Annotated in this window: 15 protein-coding genes and 1 tRNA gene; 3 read left to right on the top strand and 13 right to left on the bottom strand. The window is 38.0% G+C overall.

What is annotated here, in order from left to right:
* Positions 1–136: 136 nt before the first annotated feature.
* The 9 genes from fbaA to dnaQ all read right to left on the bottom strand — a co-directional run bounded on the left by fbaA (position 137) and on the right by dnaQ (position 9,647).
* On the bottom strand, positions 137–1,216 hold the full coding sequence (fbaA, locus tag JEP71_RS07995) for a class II fructose-bisphosphate aldolase (RefSeq protein ID WP_198619423.1): 1,080 nt from the start codon (positions 1,214–1,216) through the stop codon (positions 137–139).
* A 63-nt stretch (positions 1,217–1,279) separates the two neighbouring features.
* Positions 1,280–2,443, bottom strand: a complete 1,164-nt coding sequence (gene pgk / locus JEP71_RS07990; RefSeq protein WP_099074324.1) for a phosphoglycerate kinase — start codon at positions 2,441–2,443, stop codon at positions 1,280–1,282.
* Positions 2,444–2,530: 87 nt separating this feature from the next.
* Entirely contained in the window at positions 2,531–3,550 is a 1,020-nt protein-coding gene (gene epd, locus JEP71_RS07985) for an erythrose-4-phosphate dehydrogenase (RefSeq protein ID WP_198619422.1), read from the bottom strand.
* A gap of 257 nt (positions 3,551–3,807) precedes the next feature.
* Positions 3,808–5,802, bottom strand: coding sequence for a transketolase (gene tkt / locus JEP71_RS07980; protein ID WP_198619421.1), 1,995 nt, complete (start codon positions 5,800–5,802; stop codon positions 3,808–3,810).
* Positions 5,803–6,317: 515 nt separating this feature from the next.
* The gene (locus JEP71_RS07975; RefSeq protein ID WP_198626062.1) at positions 6,318–7,298 is read right to left on the bottom strand and encodes a hypothetical protein; all 981 of its coding nucleotides are present in this window, start codon (positions 7,296–7,298) and stop codon (positions 6,318–6,320) included.
* 48 nt (positions 7,299–7,346) lie between these two features.
* Positions 7,347–7,799 (bottom strand): hypothetical protein, encoded by a 453-nt coding sequence (locus tag JEP71_RS07970; protein ID WP_198626061.1) that lies wholly within the window; start codon positions 7,797–7,799, stop codon positions 7,347–7,349.
* 377 nt (positions 7,800–8,176) lie between these two features.
* Complete coding sequence (locus tag JEP71_RS07965) at positions 8,177–8,506, bottom strand: hypothetical protein (protein WP_198619418.1); 330 nt, start codon at positions 8,504–8,506, stop codon at positions 8,177–8,179.
* Between the two features lie 188 nt (positions 8,507–8,694).
* Positions 8,695–8,771: transfer RNA gene (locus JEP71_RS07960), tRNA-Asp, on the bottom strand.
* 123 nt (positions 8,772–8,894) lie between these two features.
* A complete protein-coding gene (gene dnaQ / locus JEP71_RS07955) occupies positions 8,895–9,647 on the bottom strand; it encodes a DNA polymerase III subunit epsilon (RefSeq protein ID WP_109371526.1) in 753 nt (250 codons plus the stop codon).
* Positions 9,648–9,712: 65 nt separating this feature from the next.
* Here dnaQ and rnhA point away from each other — a divergent pair, with 65 nt between their 5' ends.
* A complete protein-coding gene (gene rnhA / locus JEP71_RS07950; RefSeq protein ID WP_023581088.1) occupies positions 9,713–10,195 on the top strand; it encodes a ribonuclease HI in 483 nt (160 codons plus the stop codon).
* Positions 10,196–10,203: 8 nt separating this feature from the next.
* Here the strand turns inward: rnhA and JEP71_RS07945 are convergent, their stop codons facing one another.
* The gene (locus JEP71_RS07945; protein ID WP_198626060.1) at positions 10,204–10,920 is read right to left on the bottom strand and encodes a methyltransferase domain-containing protein; all 717 of its coding nucleotides are present in this window, start codon (positions 10,918–10,920) and stop codon (positions 10,204–10,206) included.
* Between the two features lie 38 nt (positions 10,921–10,958).
* Here JEP71_RS07945 and gloB point away from each other — a divergent pair, with 38 nt between their 5' ends.
* Both gloB and mltD read left to right on the top strand, forming a co-directional pair.
* Positions 10,959–11,714, top strand: a complete 756-nt coding sequence (gene gloB, locus JEP71_RS07940; protein WP_198619416.1) for a hydroxyacylglutathione hydrolase — start codon at positions 10,959–10,961, stop codon at positions 11,712–11,714.
* Positions 11,715–11,789: 75 nt separating this feature from the next.
* Entirely contained in the window at positions 11,790–13,124 is a 1,335-nt protein-coding gene (gene mltD, locus JEP71_RS07935; protein ID WP_109371532.1) for a murein transglycosylase D, read from the top strand.
* A gap of 165 nt (positions 13,125–13,289) precedes the next feature.
* Here mltD and JEP71_RS07930 read toward each other — a convergent pair whose 3' ends face one another.
* From JEP71_RS07930 to pyrG, 3 genes are all read right to left on the bottom strand, one after another.
* A complete protein-coding gene (locus tag JEP71_RS07930) occupies positions 13,290–14,672 on the bottom strand; it encodes an SLC13 family permease (RefSeq protein WP_109371534.1) in 1,383 nt (460 codons plus the stop codon).
* Between the two features lie 319 nt (positions 14,673–14,991).
* Complete coding sequence (gene eno, locus JEP71_RS07925; RefSeq protein WP_036911952.1) at positions 14,992–16,293, bottom strand: phosphopyruvate hydratase; 1,302 nt, start codon at positions 16,291–16,293, stop codon at positions 14,992–14,994.
* Positions 16,294–16,355: 62 nt separating this feature from the next.
* Positions 16,356–17,993, bottom strand: a complete 1,638-nt coding sequence (gene pyrG, locus JEP71_RS07920) for a glutamine hydrolyzing CTP synthase (RefSeq protein WP_109371536.1) — start codon at positions 17,991–17,993, stop codon at positions 16,356–16,358.
* Between the last annotated feature and the right edge of the window lie 477 nt (positions 17,994–18,470).

Raw genomic sequence — 18,470 nt, 5'->3', positions numbered from 1 at the left:
ATCAATATCTAATTGAATATTAAGCGCCTATTTATAGGCGCTTTTATTTTGGGCTAAGAAGATTATTCTCTTTTTGCTAGCCATAAAAAAACCCGCTAAATAAGCGGGTTTAGTTTAATCATTAAGAATGATTCAATTACAGAACATCAATTGCATTCAGTTCTTTAAAGGCTTGTTCTAAACGAACAACCATTGATGCTTGTGCTTGACGTAACCAGTTACGTGGGTCGTAGTATTTCTTGTTAGGTTTATCAGCACCTTCTGGGTTACCTAACTGACCTTGCAGATAACCTTCGTTCTTTTTGTAGAACTGTAAGATACCATCCCAAGTTGCCCACTGAGTATCTGTATCGATATTCATTTTGATAACACCATAGCCAACAGCTTCTTTGATTTCTTCTGCTGAAGAACCGGAGCCGCCGTGGAATACGAAATCTAAGCTATTGTGTGGTAAGTTGAATTTTTCTGATACGTAGTCTTGTGAGTTACGTAGAATTTTTGGCGTTAACTGAACGTTACCTGGTTTATAAACACCGTGAACGTTACCGAAAGATGCCGCGATAGTGAAACGAGGGCTTACCGCACTTAGTTTTTCGTATGCGTAAGCAACATCTTCTGGTTGAGTATAAAGCGCAGAGCTGTCCATACCCGTGTTATCAACACCGTCTTCTTCACCACCCGTACAGCCTAATTCGATTTCTAAAGTCATATCGATTTTAGCCATACGCGCTAAATATTTAGCACAGATTTCGATGTTTTCTTCTAATGACTCTTCAGATAAGTCAATCATGTGAGAAGAGAACAGTGGTTTGCCTGTTTTAGCGTAGTGTTTCTCACCAGCATCTAACAGACCATCAATCCATGGTAATAATTTTTTCGCACAGTGGTCAGTATGCAGGATAACAGGAACGCCGTAATATTCAGCCATTTGGTGCACATGGTGAGCACCTGAAATTGCGCCTAAAATAGCAGCTTGCTGTGGTACATCAGATTTAAGACCTTTACCTGCGATAAATGCAGCACCACCGTTAGAGAACTGTACAATAACAGGAGAACGAACTTTCGCAGCAGCTTCTAACACAGCATTGATTGAGTCAGTACCTACACAGTTAACCGCAGGCAGAGCAAATTTATTTTCTTTTGCTACCGCAAATACTTTTTGTACATCATCACCAGTGATGACACCCGGTTTCACGAAATCAAAAACTTTAGACATGTAATAAGATCCTATATTTGGAACAGGTAGAAAATAACTTTCTACCTGTATGAGCTGACTTAATTACTGTTTAGCGCGTTCTTCTAACATTGCAACAGCAGGAAGTTTTTTACCTTCAACGAATTCTAAGAAAGCACCACCACCGGTTGAAATGTAAGAGATTTTGTCTGCGATATCAAATAAATCAATAGCAGCCAGCGTATCACCACCACCTGCGATAGAGAATGCTTCACTATCTGCGATTGCATTAGCAATGATTTCTGTACCTTTGCGGAAGTTAGGGAATTCAAACACACCGACTGGACCATTCCACAGGATAGTTTTCGCGTTTTTCAGGATCTCAGCTAAACGTTCTGCTGTCACATCACCGATATCCAGCACTTGTTCATCATCTTTGATGTCACTTGCTGATTTTAAAACAGCTTCAGCAGTTTCAGAGAACTCAGTTGCAACACGAACATCACTTGGTACTGGAATATCACATTTTTCCATCAGTTTTTTAGCATCATCAACAAGGTCTGCTTCATATAAAGAACGACCTACTGGATGGCCTTCTGCTGCGATAAAGGTATTTGCGATACCACCACCAACGATTAATTGGTCAGCAATTTTTGATAAAGAATCTAATACAGTCAGTTTAGTTGAAACTTTAGAACCACCAACAATCGCAACCATTGGGCGAGCAGGTTTATCTAATGCTTTACCTAATGCTTCAAGCTCTGCTGATAACAGAGGACCCGCGCAAGCAACTTGTGCAAATTTAGCAACACCATGAGTTGATGCTTGAGCACGGTGAGCGGTACCAAATGCATCCATGACGAAAACATCACATAATGCAGCGTATTGCTTAGACAGAGTTTCGTCGTCTTTCTTTTCGCCTTTGTTAAAACGAACGTTTTCAAGAACAACTAATTCACCTGCATTGACTTCAACACCATTTAAATAGTCTTTAGCAAGGCTAACTGGTGCAGTTAATTTATCTTTCAGATAGTCAACAACTGGTTTTAAAGAGAACTCTTCGTTGTACTCACCTTCAGTAGGACGACCTAAGTGAGAAGTTACCATCACTTTAGCGCCTTGTTTTAACGCGGCTTCAATTGTTGGTAAAGAAGCACGGATACGCGCATCTGAAGTCACTTTACCATCTTTAACTGGAACGTTCAGGTCAGCACGGATAAGAACTCGTTTACCCGCTAGGTCTAAATCGGTCATCTTAATTACAGACATGATGAATCCTCTCATTGATTCTCTAAAATTTAGTAATCTTCTGTTCAGTGCCTTGTATTATTACGCGACACCGTCATTAAAACATGATTATTTAAAACCAGTTGCAGCCATTGCTAACGTTGTATCAAGCATTCTGTTAGCAAAGCCCCATTCATTATCACACCAGACTAAAGTCTTGATCAGGTGTTGCCCACTGACTCTTGTTTGTGTGCCATCAACGATTGCACTATGAGGGTCGTGGTTAAAATCAGTTGAGACTAATGGCAATTCTGTGTAATCCACTATACCACGAAATGCGCCAGTTGCTGATTTTTGAATTAACCGATTGACATCTAACACATTTACAGCAGTTTTTACAGTGACACTTAAATCAATTGCCGTCACATTAATTGTAGGAACTCGTACAGAAATTGCCTCAAAATGATCCTTAAATTTCGGGAAAATTCGAGTAATTCCTGCCGCCAATTTCGTATCAACAGGAATAATAGATTGTCCTGCTGCACGAGTACGGCGTAAATCCTTATGGTATGCATCAATCACAGGTTGATCGTTCATGGCTGCATGGATTGTGGTTACTGTTCCTGACTCTATATTAAACGCGTCATCCATCATTTTAATGATGGGAATAATGCAATTTGTTGTACAAGATGCGTTTGAAACAATTCGGTGCTCTTTTTTAAGTTCGTGTTGATTCACACCAAAAACGACAGTTGCATCTAAATCCGTTGTACCGGGATGAGAAAAAAGTACTTTCTTTGCGCCTTGAGCAATATGCGCTTCGCCATCAGCTCGTGAGCCGTAAGCACCACTACAATCAAGTACGACATCAATACCAAGTTCACCCCAAGGTAAATCAGTAATATCAGTGTGATGAAATAAACGAATAGTATCATCACCCACTTGCAATAAATCGTTATTAATTCGTACATCCCAAGCAAAACGTCCGTGGCTGGAGTCATACTTGAGAAGATGCCCAATACCTTGTGCATCAGCCAATTCATTTATTGCAATAACTGTTATTTCAGCTCGTTTACCTGATTCATAAAGCGCTCTTAACACATTACGCCCTATACGACCAAAACCGTTAATAGCGACTCTGATTGTCATGTGACTTCCTTGATAACTAGTGATTTGCAACCGCTTAGAATAATAGAGCAAGATACTAATCAACAACGATAAATCAAGTAAATCTAGAAATTGTGCAGTCACCGACATTTTAGGATTAACTGAAACGGTTCAGCTTACTGATAATCAGATTACGAGAAATGAGAGAAGATCGCAATAGTAAACAAAGATGGAAGGATAAAAAAAGAGCACATCTGAGAAATTCTTCCCAAAAATGTGCTCTTGTTAACATTTATTGATTATTTAAGTAAAGATTTTGCCTGTGTAACCACATTTTCAACAGTAAAACCAAACTCTTCAAATAACTCGTTTGCAGGTGCAGATTCACCGAAGCTACGCATACCTACAATCGCGCCATCTAAACCAACATACTTGAACCAGTAGTCAGCAATACCTGCTTCGATAGCAACACGCGCTTTCACTGATGCTGGTAATACTGCTTCACGGTAATCTGCATCTTGTTTATCAAATGCATCTGTTGCTGGCATAGAAACAACACGTACTTTACGGCCTTCAGCTGTCAGTTGTTCATAAGCGCTAACCGCTAATTCAACTTCAGAACCTGTTGCAATAAAGATTAATTCTGGAGTACCAACGCAATCTTTCAGGATGTAACCACCCTTCTCGATATTTGCCAGTTGCTCTGGAGTACGTGGTTGTTGTGCAAGGTTTTGACGAGAGAAGATCAGAGCTGTTGGACCATCTTTACGATCAATTGCATATTTCCATGCAACAGCTGATTCAACTTGGTCACATGGACGCCATGTGCTCACGTTTGGAGTTACACGCAGGCTTGCCATTTGCTCAACAGGTTGGTGAGTTGGACCATCTTCACCCAGACCGATAGAGTCATGAGTATAAACAAAGATACTGCGGATCTTCATCAGTGCAGCCATACGTACAGCATTACGTGCATATTCCATAAACATCAGGAAGGTAGCACCGTAAGGAACAAAACCGCCATGTAGTGCAATACCGTTCATGATTGCAGACATACCGAATTCACGTACACCGTAATGGATGTAGTTACCCGCTTTGTCTTCGTTCAGCGCTTTAGAACCAGACCACATAGTCAGGTTACTTGGTGCTAAGTCCGCAGAACCGCCCATGAATTCTGGTAATACTTTACCGAATGCTTCTAATGCATTTTGAGACGCTTTACGGCTTGCAATGCTTGAAGGGTTTTGTTGCAGATTTTCAATAAATGCTTTGGAATCTTTTTCCCAGTTTGCTGGTAATTCACCAGAAACACGGCGTTTGAATTCAGCCGCTAATTCAGGGAATTGTGCTGCGTATGCAGCAAATTTAGCATCCCATGCAGCTTCTTTTGCTTTACCCGCTTCTTTCGCATCCCACTCTTTATAAATTTCTTGTGGAATTTCGAATGCGCCGTATTCCCAGCCTAACGCTTTACGTGTTTCAGCGATTTCTGCATCACCTAATGGGGAACCGTGAGAATCAGCAGTACCAGCTTTATGAGGAGAACCAAAACCGATAGTGGTTTTACAAATCAGCAGTGAAGGTTTGTCAGTGATTTGTTTTGCTGCTTCAACAGCTGCTTTAATGCTTGCTGCATCGTGGCCATCAATACCACTGATTACATGCCAGCCATAAGCGTCGAAACGTTCTGCTGTGTTATCAGTAAACCAACCATGCACTTGACCATCAATAGAGATGCCATTGTCATCATAGAATGCAATCAGTTTACCTAATTGTAATGTTCCCGCTAAAGAACACGCTTCGTGGGAGATACCTTCCATCATACAACCATCACCCATAAAGGCGTAGGTGTAATGGTCAACAATGTCATGACCAGGACGGTTAAATTGAGCCGCTAATGTACGTTCTGCAATAGCAAAACCCACTGCGTTTGCAATACCTTGACCTAAAGGACCCGTTGTTGTTTCAACACCTGGGGTATAACCATATTCTGGGTGACCTGGTGTTTTAGAATGCAATTGACGGAAGTTTTTCAGATCATCTAAAGAAACTTCATAACCAGACAGGTGCAGTAAGCTGTAAATCAGCATTGAAGCATGACCATTAGATAAAACGAAGCGGTCACGATCAGCCCAGTTAGGGTTAGTTGGGTTATGATTTAAAAAATCACGCCATAATACTTCTGCAATATCAGCCATACCCATAGGGGCGCCAGGGTGTCCTGATTTCGCTTTTTGCACAGCATCCATACTTAAAAAACGGATCGCATTAGCAAGGGTTTTACGAGTGGTCATTTTCTACTCCAAGTCGGATAAAAAGCATCTAGATAGCTGATTCTCTCAATGCGGGCAAAAAACCGCAATATAAAAAATCCACAAAGGTGGCTATCGTAATTAGCATAAAGCAATAATTCTTTGATTTGCACAGCATTTTTTACAATCAAAGCGGAAAATAACATTACACCACCGCATTGTTGCGCAACAAAAAGCAAAAGAGACAATAATTTGCGCAATTGAGAAGCGTGCTATTAAACCCTAGCTTGATATGACTAATCAAGATAAAATTTCATTGCTGAATTATCCATCAAATCAAATAAATACCGTATTTGTGTTAATTATAGCCTAATAACTGACTGGACTTGTTATCAGGAAGTAGAATTATACAAATTTTAAAAAGATAAAAAGCAGATAATTCACTGATTCAGTAATAAAAATCCTATTTACATCATATATAAATAAAAGGAAAACATCGCGTAACACAGTTGTTACCCCTTTTATAAAAATAACTTATTTATATATTCTACTTATTTTTAATTAATTTTAGATAAGTAATATTCTAAGTGTAATTCCTTAAAATCTTCTTTTCTGACAAAAAAATGCAAATCAATAATTGATTTCAATAATAGAAAAAATTTTAAATTATCTCTTCTACAAAAAGCTTTTAATTTCAAAATTTCATTTGGATTGTTTTTCAAAATATAATAATTATAATTCATGATGATCATTTTAGACACAAAGACATTGAGTGCTGATTGATCTTTACTTAAGAAACTGGCTAATATTTTAAATATTTTATCCGTATCATTTTTATACGCTTTGATAAATTTCTCAGGTGATAGATAAATTAAACATTGATCTTCTAGTGTAAAAACAAAGTTTTCATCTTTCTCTAGAAGAAAATTAACGATCTCTATTTGTTGTTTTTTAATTATATTAAAATCATCATGATGTTTTTCATTACTGTATTTTAATACAAGATCATAAGTTACATTAATTAGCTCGTCAGCTTTTATTACTTCATCACTAGAATAACGAAAGTAGAGTTTATTATCTTTAACAATAAAATAATGATAATAAAAATCAGCAAATCCCATATCATAGAATAAATAATTAATAAGTTCGGTTTTATAGGTATTCTCTTTTTCTTTACCTAAAAAAGAAAGATCGGATTTTAATTGCGAAACAATATAGCTTGAAAATAAATTTTTATTATAAAAATTTTCATTTCTATTTATAGATAATAAATTAGGTAATATTCTCAGAAAAGAAAAAAATTGATAATAATTTTGATCATAAGGTTCATCACTAATAATCTCATCTATTTTTTTTGAATTAAAAAGCTCATTCCACCACGAAAGATAAAGAGCTGATTTATTTTTTAGTTTTACTGAAATAATTTCATCCAATTCCCCCTCCCAAGGCTGTAAAAATAAAATACCATGTTCAAAAGAAAGCGCTCTTGGATTAAATAATTTTCTTAATTTATATTGATAAATTTTAGTGATATCCATTTCTCTACGTCCTTACGTTATTATAAAACCTTAAAAAAACCAGCAAATTTAAATAGTTATTAATTTATTATGGTAGATCCCTATTGGCCAATATCCTTGATAGTAGATATTAACAATATTTTCCCAGTTGTCTCCAAGGGAAAAGTATTTTTCTGATAAGTATTGCCGAAATGCGTAACTAATCGCATTTTTAGCTGCAATATTGAAATCATGGGCATCATATTGAAATGGAGTACACGGGATATTTTTCACGCTATCCATCACACAACGCGTTATCTTTATACGTTGTTCTATTAATGCCTTAGGTAGGGTTTGCTTTGTATAAAAAGGATCATCTTGAGTTGGTGAGGTAGGTAACCATATAAAATCTAACTCAGAGAGCAATAAACTCTCCAGACCTGAAAATAAAATCACATTATCAGCCTGTAAATCCGCTTTTCCCATATTAGAAAAAAAAGCGGAGCTCTCTATTTTGTGTCGTACTTCGTCAAAAAAAATCATGATTAATCGGCTCAATAAACTCAACATCAATTCTATCAACAGTCACAGTAATATACTGATTTTCAAAATATGTGTAATGATAAAAAAGATCATCTTCAAAGACTAAATTAGCAACAATCAATTTGTTATCGAACAACATTCCAGTAAGTTGGTAAGAAAACGTATTTTCTATTAAACAAATTCCATTACTTTCCTTAAAATAAAAATATTAATGAGCCGTTATAAATTCGATATTCAGACTATGTAACGAACAAAGATCAACAAATTTTTGGGAAATAACTAATCAACCGATTTTTCATCCCTTTTACATCAATAAGTGCGCCTTATGTATTAGCAATAAAACCAAACTTATAAAATGTCATTATTTCTCCTTAGGATCAGTACCAACGTCCCATAGGTGAATTCTCTCTCAGATTTTTATCAATCAATTCTGGTGTGATAATATTTTGTTCAATAACAGGAAGCATAATTTCATCTAGAATTTCGCAATCAATATGACAACCTGTATTATGAAATATAAGGGTTAGCGCTTTATCAATTAATGCTTGCTCATCATATTTTTTTATTTCAAGAATAAATTGAACAATCGCTTGTTTTATCTCTTTATTTTTACTGTATTCGGCTTGTTCCGTTTCGAATTCTTGATAATAAAAGTTATCGAGTTCTTTGGATAGCGTATTTAAACGTAAACGAAATTCCTGCTTCATAAATGAATCCTAAATATACCTAAGAGTATGATTTGATGTCTTTTATCAATAGCAAACCATCCTTATAAATAAAGATAAGAAATAGCATGATTAAGACAGATAAGCAAAGTGCTTTAGTTTGATAAAAGGAACAGTTTAATAGGCTATAAACGCAAAAACCCCAGCATAAATGCTGGGGTTTGGAATGTTGGCGGAACGGACGGGACTCGAACCCGCGACCCCCTGCGTGACAGGCAGGTATTCTAACCAACTGAACTACCGCTCCGCGTATCCTTTCGGACGAGGTGAATATTACGAATCTCTTGCCTTGTCGTCAACTGTTTTTCTAACAAAAAGATGCATTTGGATAATTTTTAATCTCAGCTTACTCTTTGTGCTTTTTTTATATTCAAACAGTTTCATCATTTGGTGCAGGACGCCATAAACAATGCCCGCCTTTCTTCTCAACTAAATCTAATCGAGACTCATGCTCAGCAAGTTCATCTGCGGTTGCTCTTATTACTCTTAATCCTGAAACTGGGCGCTCGATACGCTGAATATCATTTTGCTCTTGCTCGTTACTTGATTCGCCTTCCATTGAAAATGCCAATGCTGTTTGTCCACCGGTCATAGCCAAGTAAACATCAGAAAGTATTTCAGCATCCAATAACGCGCCGTGAAGAGTACGTTTAGAGTTATCTATTAAGTATCTATCACATAAAGCATCAAGATTATTTCGTTTACCAGGAAATAATGCCCTTGCCATTGCAAGGCTATCGGTAATTTGGCAGAACGTTTCAGTAGGCGGAATATCACGATTAAGCTTTCTAAACTCATAATCCATAAAGCCGATATCGAACGATGCATTATGAATGATCAGCTCTGCGCCACGAATATATTCTAAAAACTCATCGGCAATATCAGCAAAAGAAGGACAATCCTCTAAAAATTCATCACTAATACCGTGAACTTCAAACGCTTCAGGATCAACTAATCTTTCAGGCTTAATATAAACATGGAAATTTCGCCCTGTTAGTCGACGATTGATAACCTCTACGGCACCAATTTCAATGATATTATGACCTTCATAATGAACGCCCAGCTTATTCATACCGGTGGTTTCGGTATCAAGTACAATTTGTCGTGTGATTGGAGTGCTCATAATCCGTTTTTATGTCAGACTTAGGGTTAGTTTTTCGTATTAATCAAAAAGGATAAGTCGCCTTTATGCACAAGCAGGTAGAAATATTCACCGATGGTTCATGCTTAGGCAACCCAGGCCCTGGTGGTTATGGCGCTATTTTACGCTATCAACAACATGAAAAAACCCTAAGTGAAGGTTTTTTTATGACCACCAATAACCGAATGGAACTTCTTGCCGCTATCGTAGCATTAGAAACATTAAAATTCCCTTGTAAAATTACACTGACAACAGATAGCCAATATGTCAGACAAGGTATCACGCAGTGGATCCATAGCTGGAAAAAGCGCCAATGGCGCAAAGCAGACAAAAGCCCTGTGCTTAATGTCGATTTATGGAAACGCTTAGATAGTGCTATTACTCGTCATGAAATTGAATGGCATTGGGTAAAAGGCCATGCAGGTCATGATGAAAATGAACGTTGTGATGAATTAGCAAAAACGGCGGCTCAATCACCTACACAAGAAGATACTGGCTATATTGAAAGCCAGAAAGATAAAACACAATGAATCATATTTTATAGCTCTGAGTGATTGCGTGTAGCACCTAATACTCGACCTTTTACACTCATGCGTGGCAATGCAAATTTCAATGCAGTGGGTGTTAAAGGAAGCGTTCTTTTACGAGCAATAATTAAATTTAAACAGCCACCGGCGTGATAGCGGCTACCATCACGTTTTATTGGTCTTGAACATGGCATAATCTGGAAATTCTGTTGTGTCATCACTTCGTAATTTAGCACACTAAGCCAATCAATTTGGCGTCGAAGTGAAAACATACGACTTGAATAAGGCTGTTTTTGTCGTAAAACAGGCGTGCATTTACCCAGTCCTAATAAACTAATAGGGTTAAAGCTCGTTAATACTATCCAGCCATCATCAATTAAAACACGATCAGCTTCTCTTAATAGCCAATGAGGATCTGCACTATAATCAAGTACATGAGCCATAAGGCAAACATCAACCGATTTATTTTCAAAGGGTAGATAATCTAAAGACGCGATAACATCCGCATTTATTGCATTTGATGTCACATTGACTTGATGTGAAACGATACTTAATTTGGTATCCAACTCGGCACTGAGTTGACCGAGTTTTAGCAAATGAAAGCCATACATTTTCGGCCACCAGTTTTGTAAACGCAATTCAATCGCCATGCGATAATATTCCCCCCAAGGAATATCACGCCAAGAATCCGGCATTGTAATTGGTTTTACTGAACGCGCTGCTTTCATTGTTTACCCCTTTATATTTTATAAGTAAGGTAACTTATATGGAGCTTATCAGAATTCCTGCTTTATCCGATAACTACATTTGGCTATTAAGTAATGAAAATAGTGAATGTGTGATTGTGGATCCGTCACAAGCAAAACCTGTTATTGAAATGCTCTCTCAACGCTCACTAATACCTATCGCGATTTTATTAACCCACCATCATGATGATCATGTTGGTGGAGTTGCTGAACTTGTAAAAAAATATCCTAACATTGACGTTTTTGGCCCACAAGAAACACAAAATAAAGGTGCCGAAAATATTATTCATAATCAAGAGCGTATTATTGTTGGCTCTTTCACTTTTAATGTAATTGGCACACCAGGTCATACATTAGGTCATGTTGCTTATTATTGTGAACCATATTTATTTTGTGGCGATACACTTTTTTCTGGTGGTTGTGGTCGTTTATTCGAAGGTACCGCACAACAAATGTTTAGTTCATTACAAAGATTGAGTGCTTTACCTGATAACACATTAATTTGTTGTGCTCATGAATACACCCTATCAAACATGGTCTTTGCACATCATATCATGCCAGAAAATGCACTTATTACCGATTATTTAGCCCAAGTTAGTGAAATGCGTAAAAATTTGCAACCTACTGTGCCAATAACACTAAAAAACGAAAAGAATATTAATCTTTTTTTGAAATCTGACGATATTGATTTACAAAGGATTTTAGGTATAACCCCTAATACTTACGCGCCAATTAAGACATTTACAAAATTAAGAGAATTAAAAGACAACTTTTAATTTCTATTGGTTGTTTTATTTTGGCACACTAAGTATTATTTGGTTCAAAAAACACACAGGATGAATTTTTCTATTATGAAGACAAAAGCGATTTTGTTCTCCATATTGCTCTTGGCGGGTTGCCAGCAATCGGAGAACATTAAACCTAATTTGTCTGCGATCACACCAACATCAACGAAAGGGACTTCAACTTCTCACCAACCTCAATATGATGTAAAAACCAATTTATGGGGTTATGTGGTAAGTGAATTGAAAATGGACCTCCCTGAAAATGAAAGGATCTCGCAGCAAGAATTATATTTTTTAAATAATCCCAAACATATACAGAGTGTTGCTTCTCGTGCTGAACCTTATATGTATTCGATTATTGATGAAATTGAAAAGCGTGAATTACCGATGGAACTTGCACTTGTTCCTGTCGTTGAAAGTGCGTTTAATCCCCATGTTACCTCTTCTGCAAATGCCGCAGGTTTATGGCAATTTGTACCAATAACCGGTAATTACTATGGTTTGGCACAAAACCAATGGTATGACGGTCGTCGTGATGTTATGGCATCAACTAAAGCTGCCCTTGATTTACTTGAGCGCCTTTATGTGATGTTTGATAGTGATTGGGCACTTGCCCTTGCTGCTTATAACGCAGGTGAAGGCCGTGTTATGCAAGCAATAAAGGCAAATGAAAGTAAGAATTTACCAACAGACTATTGGTCGCTTTCTTTACCCAAAGAAACTATGAATTATGTTCCTAAAATTCTAGCATTGAGCAAAGTTATTCGTGAAAACGAAGAAACCATTACTTTTCCAAAAAGTAACTACCGAGATAAAGCGTTAGCCTCATTTGATGTCGGCGAGCAAATCACGTTAAATAAAGTCGCTGAATTAAGTCAGTTACCTATTAATACAGTAAAAGATTATAACCCCGGCTATAAGCGTGGAATAACCGCACCGAATGGCCCTCATGTCATTATGTTGCCTCGCAATAAGCTTGACCAATTCCGTAACGCTTTTGAAGATGAAGCTGTATTAGAAACTATTCGCTTGGCTGTTGCCAAAACGAATCAATCTATTAAGCAAGAAGGCGTTTATAAGGTTCGTTCAGGAGATTCGTTTTACGCTATTGCTCGTCGCTACAATATGAGTGTAAAAGACTTACAGCGTATTAATGGATTGAATGCAAAGAGCACATTACTGGTTGGTCAAACATTAAAAATTCATAATGCAGGTAGTGTCAGTAATACCACGACAACGAAACCAACAAAACCTTCACCAAGCTACTATAAAGTACGCCAAGGTGACTCTTATTACAGTATTGCCCGCCGTCACGGCATTAATCTTAAATTATTAATGAGTTGGAACGCCGACATTAAGATGTTAAAACCGGGTACACAACTCACGCTTTATACTAAATAGTTAATATCGTCTCTGTTTTATGCTTCTTTAAAAGCCATCGATATGTTTAATACCTTACAGGTGATAAATGTCGATGGCTTTTTTATTACCAATAAAAAAGCGCCTGATATTAACTTATCAAGCGCCTTGTTTTTTAACTCTACCTGATTAATTCAGCGTATTCACTTACAGCCAGAAGAACCAAGCAAACAGAGAGATAACAAAGATACACACTAAGTTTAGTACACCACCAACACGTACCATTTCAGTTTGTTTAATGTAACCTGAACCAAAGACAATCGCATTTGGTGGGGTTGCAACAGGCAACATAAATGCACAAGATGCACCGATACCGATAATCATTGTTAACGCCATTACAGGCATGCCTAATGCTTGTGCTACTGTTGCAAAGATTGGCACTAACAATGCGGCACTTGCTGTGTTACTGGTAAATTCAGTTAATACGATGATAAAGGTGGTCACGGCAAGAATAATCACAAACCAATGGCTATTACCGAAAGTATCTTTCATAAAGTCAGCCATAACAAGGCTTGCACCAGAAGACTGTAAAATTGCGCTCAGCGTTAAACCACCACCAAACAGCATTAATACGCCCCACTCTGTGTTTTCTTGTATTTGACTCCAACTTGCGACACCAGTTACACCAATAACAATGGCCGCGCTCACAGCAATAACTGTATCTAAATCTTTTACACCACCAAAAGCACTGCTGATGAAAGAACTGAAGATCCAGCAAAATACGGTAACTAAGAAGATAATCATGGTGATAACACGTTTGTTATTCCACTCTAACACTTCTAGTTTTAAGTCAAATTTGTGTTTTAAGTTAGGACGTAGCATCAGGTACATCACAATAAACATGATAGGCAATAGCACCAACATGATTGGAATACCGTACTTCATCCATGTAATAAAATCTAAGTTCAGTTGAGCTGCGGCAATCGCATTTGGAGGGCTACCAACCAACGTACCTAAACCACCAATACTGGCACTATAAGCCACACCTAATAATACGAATACAAAAGTATTACGCTCTGAACGAATATCTAAGTTAGATAAAATACCTAAGACTAAAGGGAGCATCATTGCTGCTGTTGCAGTGTTACTGATCCACATGGAGAGTAATGCAGTAACGCCAAATAACAGTAATACCGCGACTGAAAGTTTACCTTTTGCAATCATTAGTAAGCGGTTAGCAATTAAGCGATCTAACCCTTGAATATGAAGCGCTGTCGCTAAAGCAAATCCACCAAAGAATAAGAAAATGATAGGGTTAGCAAATGATTTTAATGACTCATTGGTATTCATTAGCCCAAGTACAACGGCTAAAATAGGAATGAATAATGCCGTGATCGTTACATGAATAGCTTCAGTTAGCCATAGTACCCCTACAAATACCATTAATGCTAGGCCAGCATTAGCCTTTGGATCATAAGGTAAAAACTCTAACAATAGCAGTAGCAAAACAACATCTATTGCTAGAATAATTAACCCTCTCTTATTTATCGGGCTTGATTTTGCCGATGGGGCTAAATTGGACGCGTCCATGATAATACTCCACATTAACTGATGTGAACATTAGGTTCACTAAGCTTGAATTGTTAACGAAATAGGTTATATGTGAAATATAAAAACATTTCGCACCATTGAAAATGCGCAAAAGCGATAATTGGGATCTCATCCACGAGAATTAACCAATTTATTAATAAAAGAGTAATAATTGAACACTATTATCTCTTATGCATCACACTTTTTGATCGTTTAAAGGCAGCGGTAATTTTATTTTTTTTATATTTAGGCAAAAAAAATGGGTAAACATCAGGTTTACCCATTTAGAATCAATTAGATTTTCTAATCAAATAAGCGATTATGCTTGGCCTTTAACTTCTTTCAGACCGTTGAAAGGCGCTTTATTACCTAATGCTTCTTCGATACGGATCAGTTGGTTGTATTTAGCAACACGGTCAGAACGGCTCATTGAACCCGTTTTGATTTGGCCTGCTGCTGTACCCACTGCTAAGTCAGCGATAGTTGCATCTTCAGTTTCACCAGAACGGTGAGAGATAACTGCTGTGTAGCCAGCATCTTTCGCCATTTTGATTGCTGCTAAAGTTTCTGTCAGTGAACCGATTTGGTTGAATTTGATCAGAATTGAGTTAGCGATGCCTTTATCGATACCTTCTTTCAGGATCTTAGTGTTAGTTACAAACAGGTCGTCACCAACCAGTTGGATTTTGTCACCAAGAACTTTAGTTTGGTATGCGAAACCATCCCAGTCAGATTCGTTTAAACCATCTTCGATAGAAACGATTGGGTATTGTTTAGTCAGTTCTTCTAAGTAATGAGTGAACTCTTGTGAAGTGAAGGTTTTACCTTCGCCTTTCAGTTCGTAGTTACCAGTTTCATTGTTGTAGAACTCAGAAGCTGCACAGTCCATAGCCAGAGTAACGTCTTTACCTAAAACGTAACCCGCTTTCTCAACTGCTTCTTTGATAGCAGCTAATGCAGCAGCGTTAGATTCTAAGTTTGGTGCATAACCACCTTCGTCACCCACTGCAGTGTTCATACCTTTTGCTTTCAGCACTTTAGCTAAGTGATGGAAGATTTCTGAACCCATACGCACAGCTTCTTTCAGAGTCGGTGCGCCAACTGGTTGGATCATGAATTCTTGGATATCAACGTTGTTATCTGCGTGCTCACCACCATTGATGATGTTCATCATTGGCAGAGGCATAGAATATTGACCGTGAGTACCGTTCAGATCAGAAATGTGCTCGTACAAAGGCATACCTTTTGCAGCAGCAGCCGCTTTTGCGTTTGCTAAAGAAACCGCTAGGATTGCGTTTGCACCAAAGTTTGATTTGTTTTCAGTACCGTCTAAATCGATCATGATTTTATCGATGTTAGCTTGGTCTTTTGCATCCTGGCCAAGGATCGCTTTAGCGATTGGACCATTAACAGCAGCAACCGCTTTCAGAACACCTTTACCTAAGAAACGTGATTTATCACCATCACGTAATTCTAAAGCTTCGCGAGAACCTGTTGATGCGCCTGATGGAGCAGCCGCCATACCAACAAAACCACCTTCTAAGTGAACTTCTGCTTCAACTGTTGGGTTGCCACGAGAATCAATAATTTCACGACCAAGTACTTTAACGATTTTGGACATTCGGTTTTCCTCTGTACAAGTTAAATTTCCGAGAAGAGATACCCTATCTCTTCTCATATATCCTATTTCAGCAGACCTTTTTGGTTATCAAAGGCTGCTTTCACAAAGCCTGCAAATAACGGATGGCCGTCACGCGGCGTTGAGGTAAACTCTGGGTGGAACTGACAAGCAACAAACCAAGGGTGGTTTGGATTTTCAATAATTTCCACCAGCTTGTTATCTACTGAACGACCTGCGATACGTAAACCCGCATCTTCGATACGTTTTAATAGCAGATTATTCACTTCATAACGGTGACGATGGCGTTCTGTAATGGTGTTTTTGCCATACAGAGTACGTACTAAGCTATCACCACTTAAATGGCAAGGCTGAGCACCAAGGCGCATCGTGCCACCTAAATCACTGTCTTCTGAACGCACTTCGACATTACCGTCTTCATCACGCCATTCTGTGATTAACGCAATGACTGGATATTTACAATCTGGTGCAAATTCAGTGGAGTTCGCATCTGCCATATTGGCAACATTACGAGCAAACTCAATCATAGCAACCTGCATACCTAAGCAAATGCCCAAGTAAGGGATTTTATTTTCACGGGCAAATTGAGCGGCCATAATTTTGCCTTCAACGCCACGTTCACCAAAACCGCCTGGTACTAAGATTGCATCTAACCCTTTAAGCATATCAGCGCCACGGGTTTCAACATCTTGTGCATCAATCAATTTGATATTTACTGCAACACGGCTTTTGAAACCGCCATGTTTTAACGCTTCAATCACTGATTTATAGGCGTCTGGTAATTCGACATATTTACCCACCATACCAATGGTCACTTCGCCTTCAGGATTAGCTTCTTCGTAAATAACTTGTTCCCACTCTGCAAGATTTGCAACTGGGCAATCTAAGCTGAATCGTTTACAGATATAATCATCTAATCCCTGTGATTTCAATAGTGCAGGGATTTTATAAATGGAATCGACGTCTTTTAATGAAATAACCGCTTTTTCTGGCACATTACAGAACAGTGCAATTTTGGCACGTTCGTTTGCAGGAATAACGCGGTCTGAACGGCAAATCAACGCATCAGGCTGGATACCGATCGACAGTAACTCTTTTACAGAATGCTGAGTTGGTTTGGTTTTCACTTCACCAGAAGCGGCTAAATAAGGCACCAAAGTTAAATGCAAGTAGAATGTGTGCTCACGACCCACTTCTGCTGCCATTTGGCGAATCGCTTCTAAGAATGGTAAAGATTCGATATCACCAACTGTCCCGCCGACTTCAACTAAAACGACATCATGACCTTCACCGCCACGGATGATACGTTCTTTGATTTCATTAGTGATATGAGGAATAACTTGAATTGTAGCCCCAAGATAGTCACCACGACGCTCTTTGCGTAATACTTCAGAGTATACGCGACCTGTCGTGAAGTTATTACGACGAGTCATTTTCGTGCGAATAAAGCGCTCATAGTGTCCTAAGTCGAGATCAGTTTCAGCACCATCGTCAGTGACGAAGACTTCCCCGTGCTGAATTGGGCTCATAGTACCTGGATCGACGTTGATATACGGATCCAACTTCATCATGGTGACATTGAGTCCACGGGCTTCGAGTATAGCCGCCAGAGAGGCTGCGGCAATGCCTTTACCCAGAGAGGATACGACCCCGCCGGTCACAAAAATATAATTCGTTTTCATGCTGAACCTGAAAGTTTAGGTGTATTAGGATGATGGATATAACTGGACGGGAACACAGTATACCCGAACCTTATTTTCGCTACAAACATTCTTAGTAGTATAAAGTTCTTTTTCATCACGCCACTTATCCGTTTAAACACGAAAAAACAGTAAAAATTCAATTAACTAAACCCGTGAAAATATTTCTCAAGCATTTTAGCTTAATCCTTTCAGCTAAGATATCACTTTTAAACAAGAGATGCTTTATTTTTTTCACGATATTAAGTGTAGCAGGTTTATAGCGAGATCTTTTGCTTATGATCATGCTTTTAATTTTTTTGAGGTTAATCACATTTTTAATGCAATAAAATGTAACTGCGAGATTTTAAATTACCCAAAAACAAAAAAACGAAATTACCTTTTATAATTTCGCTTTTTAAATATTTTTATAAAAATAGCTGAAAAAACGAGATGTTATAGACTATTTTTATCGCACTT

Source organism: Proteus sp. PR00224 (assembly GCF_016238105.1).
GTDB lineage: Bacteria > Pseudomonadota > Gammaproteobacteria > Enterobacterales > Enterobacteriaceae > Proteus.
This window is presented reverse-complemented; position numbering and strand designations above follow the sequence as displayed.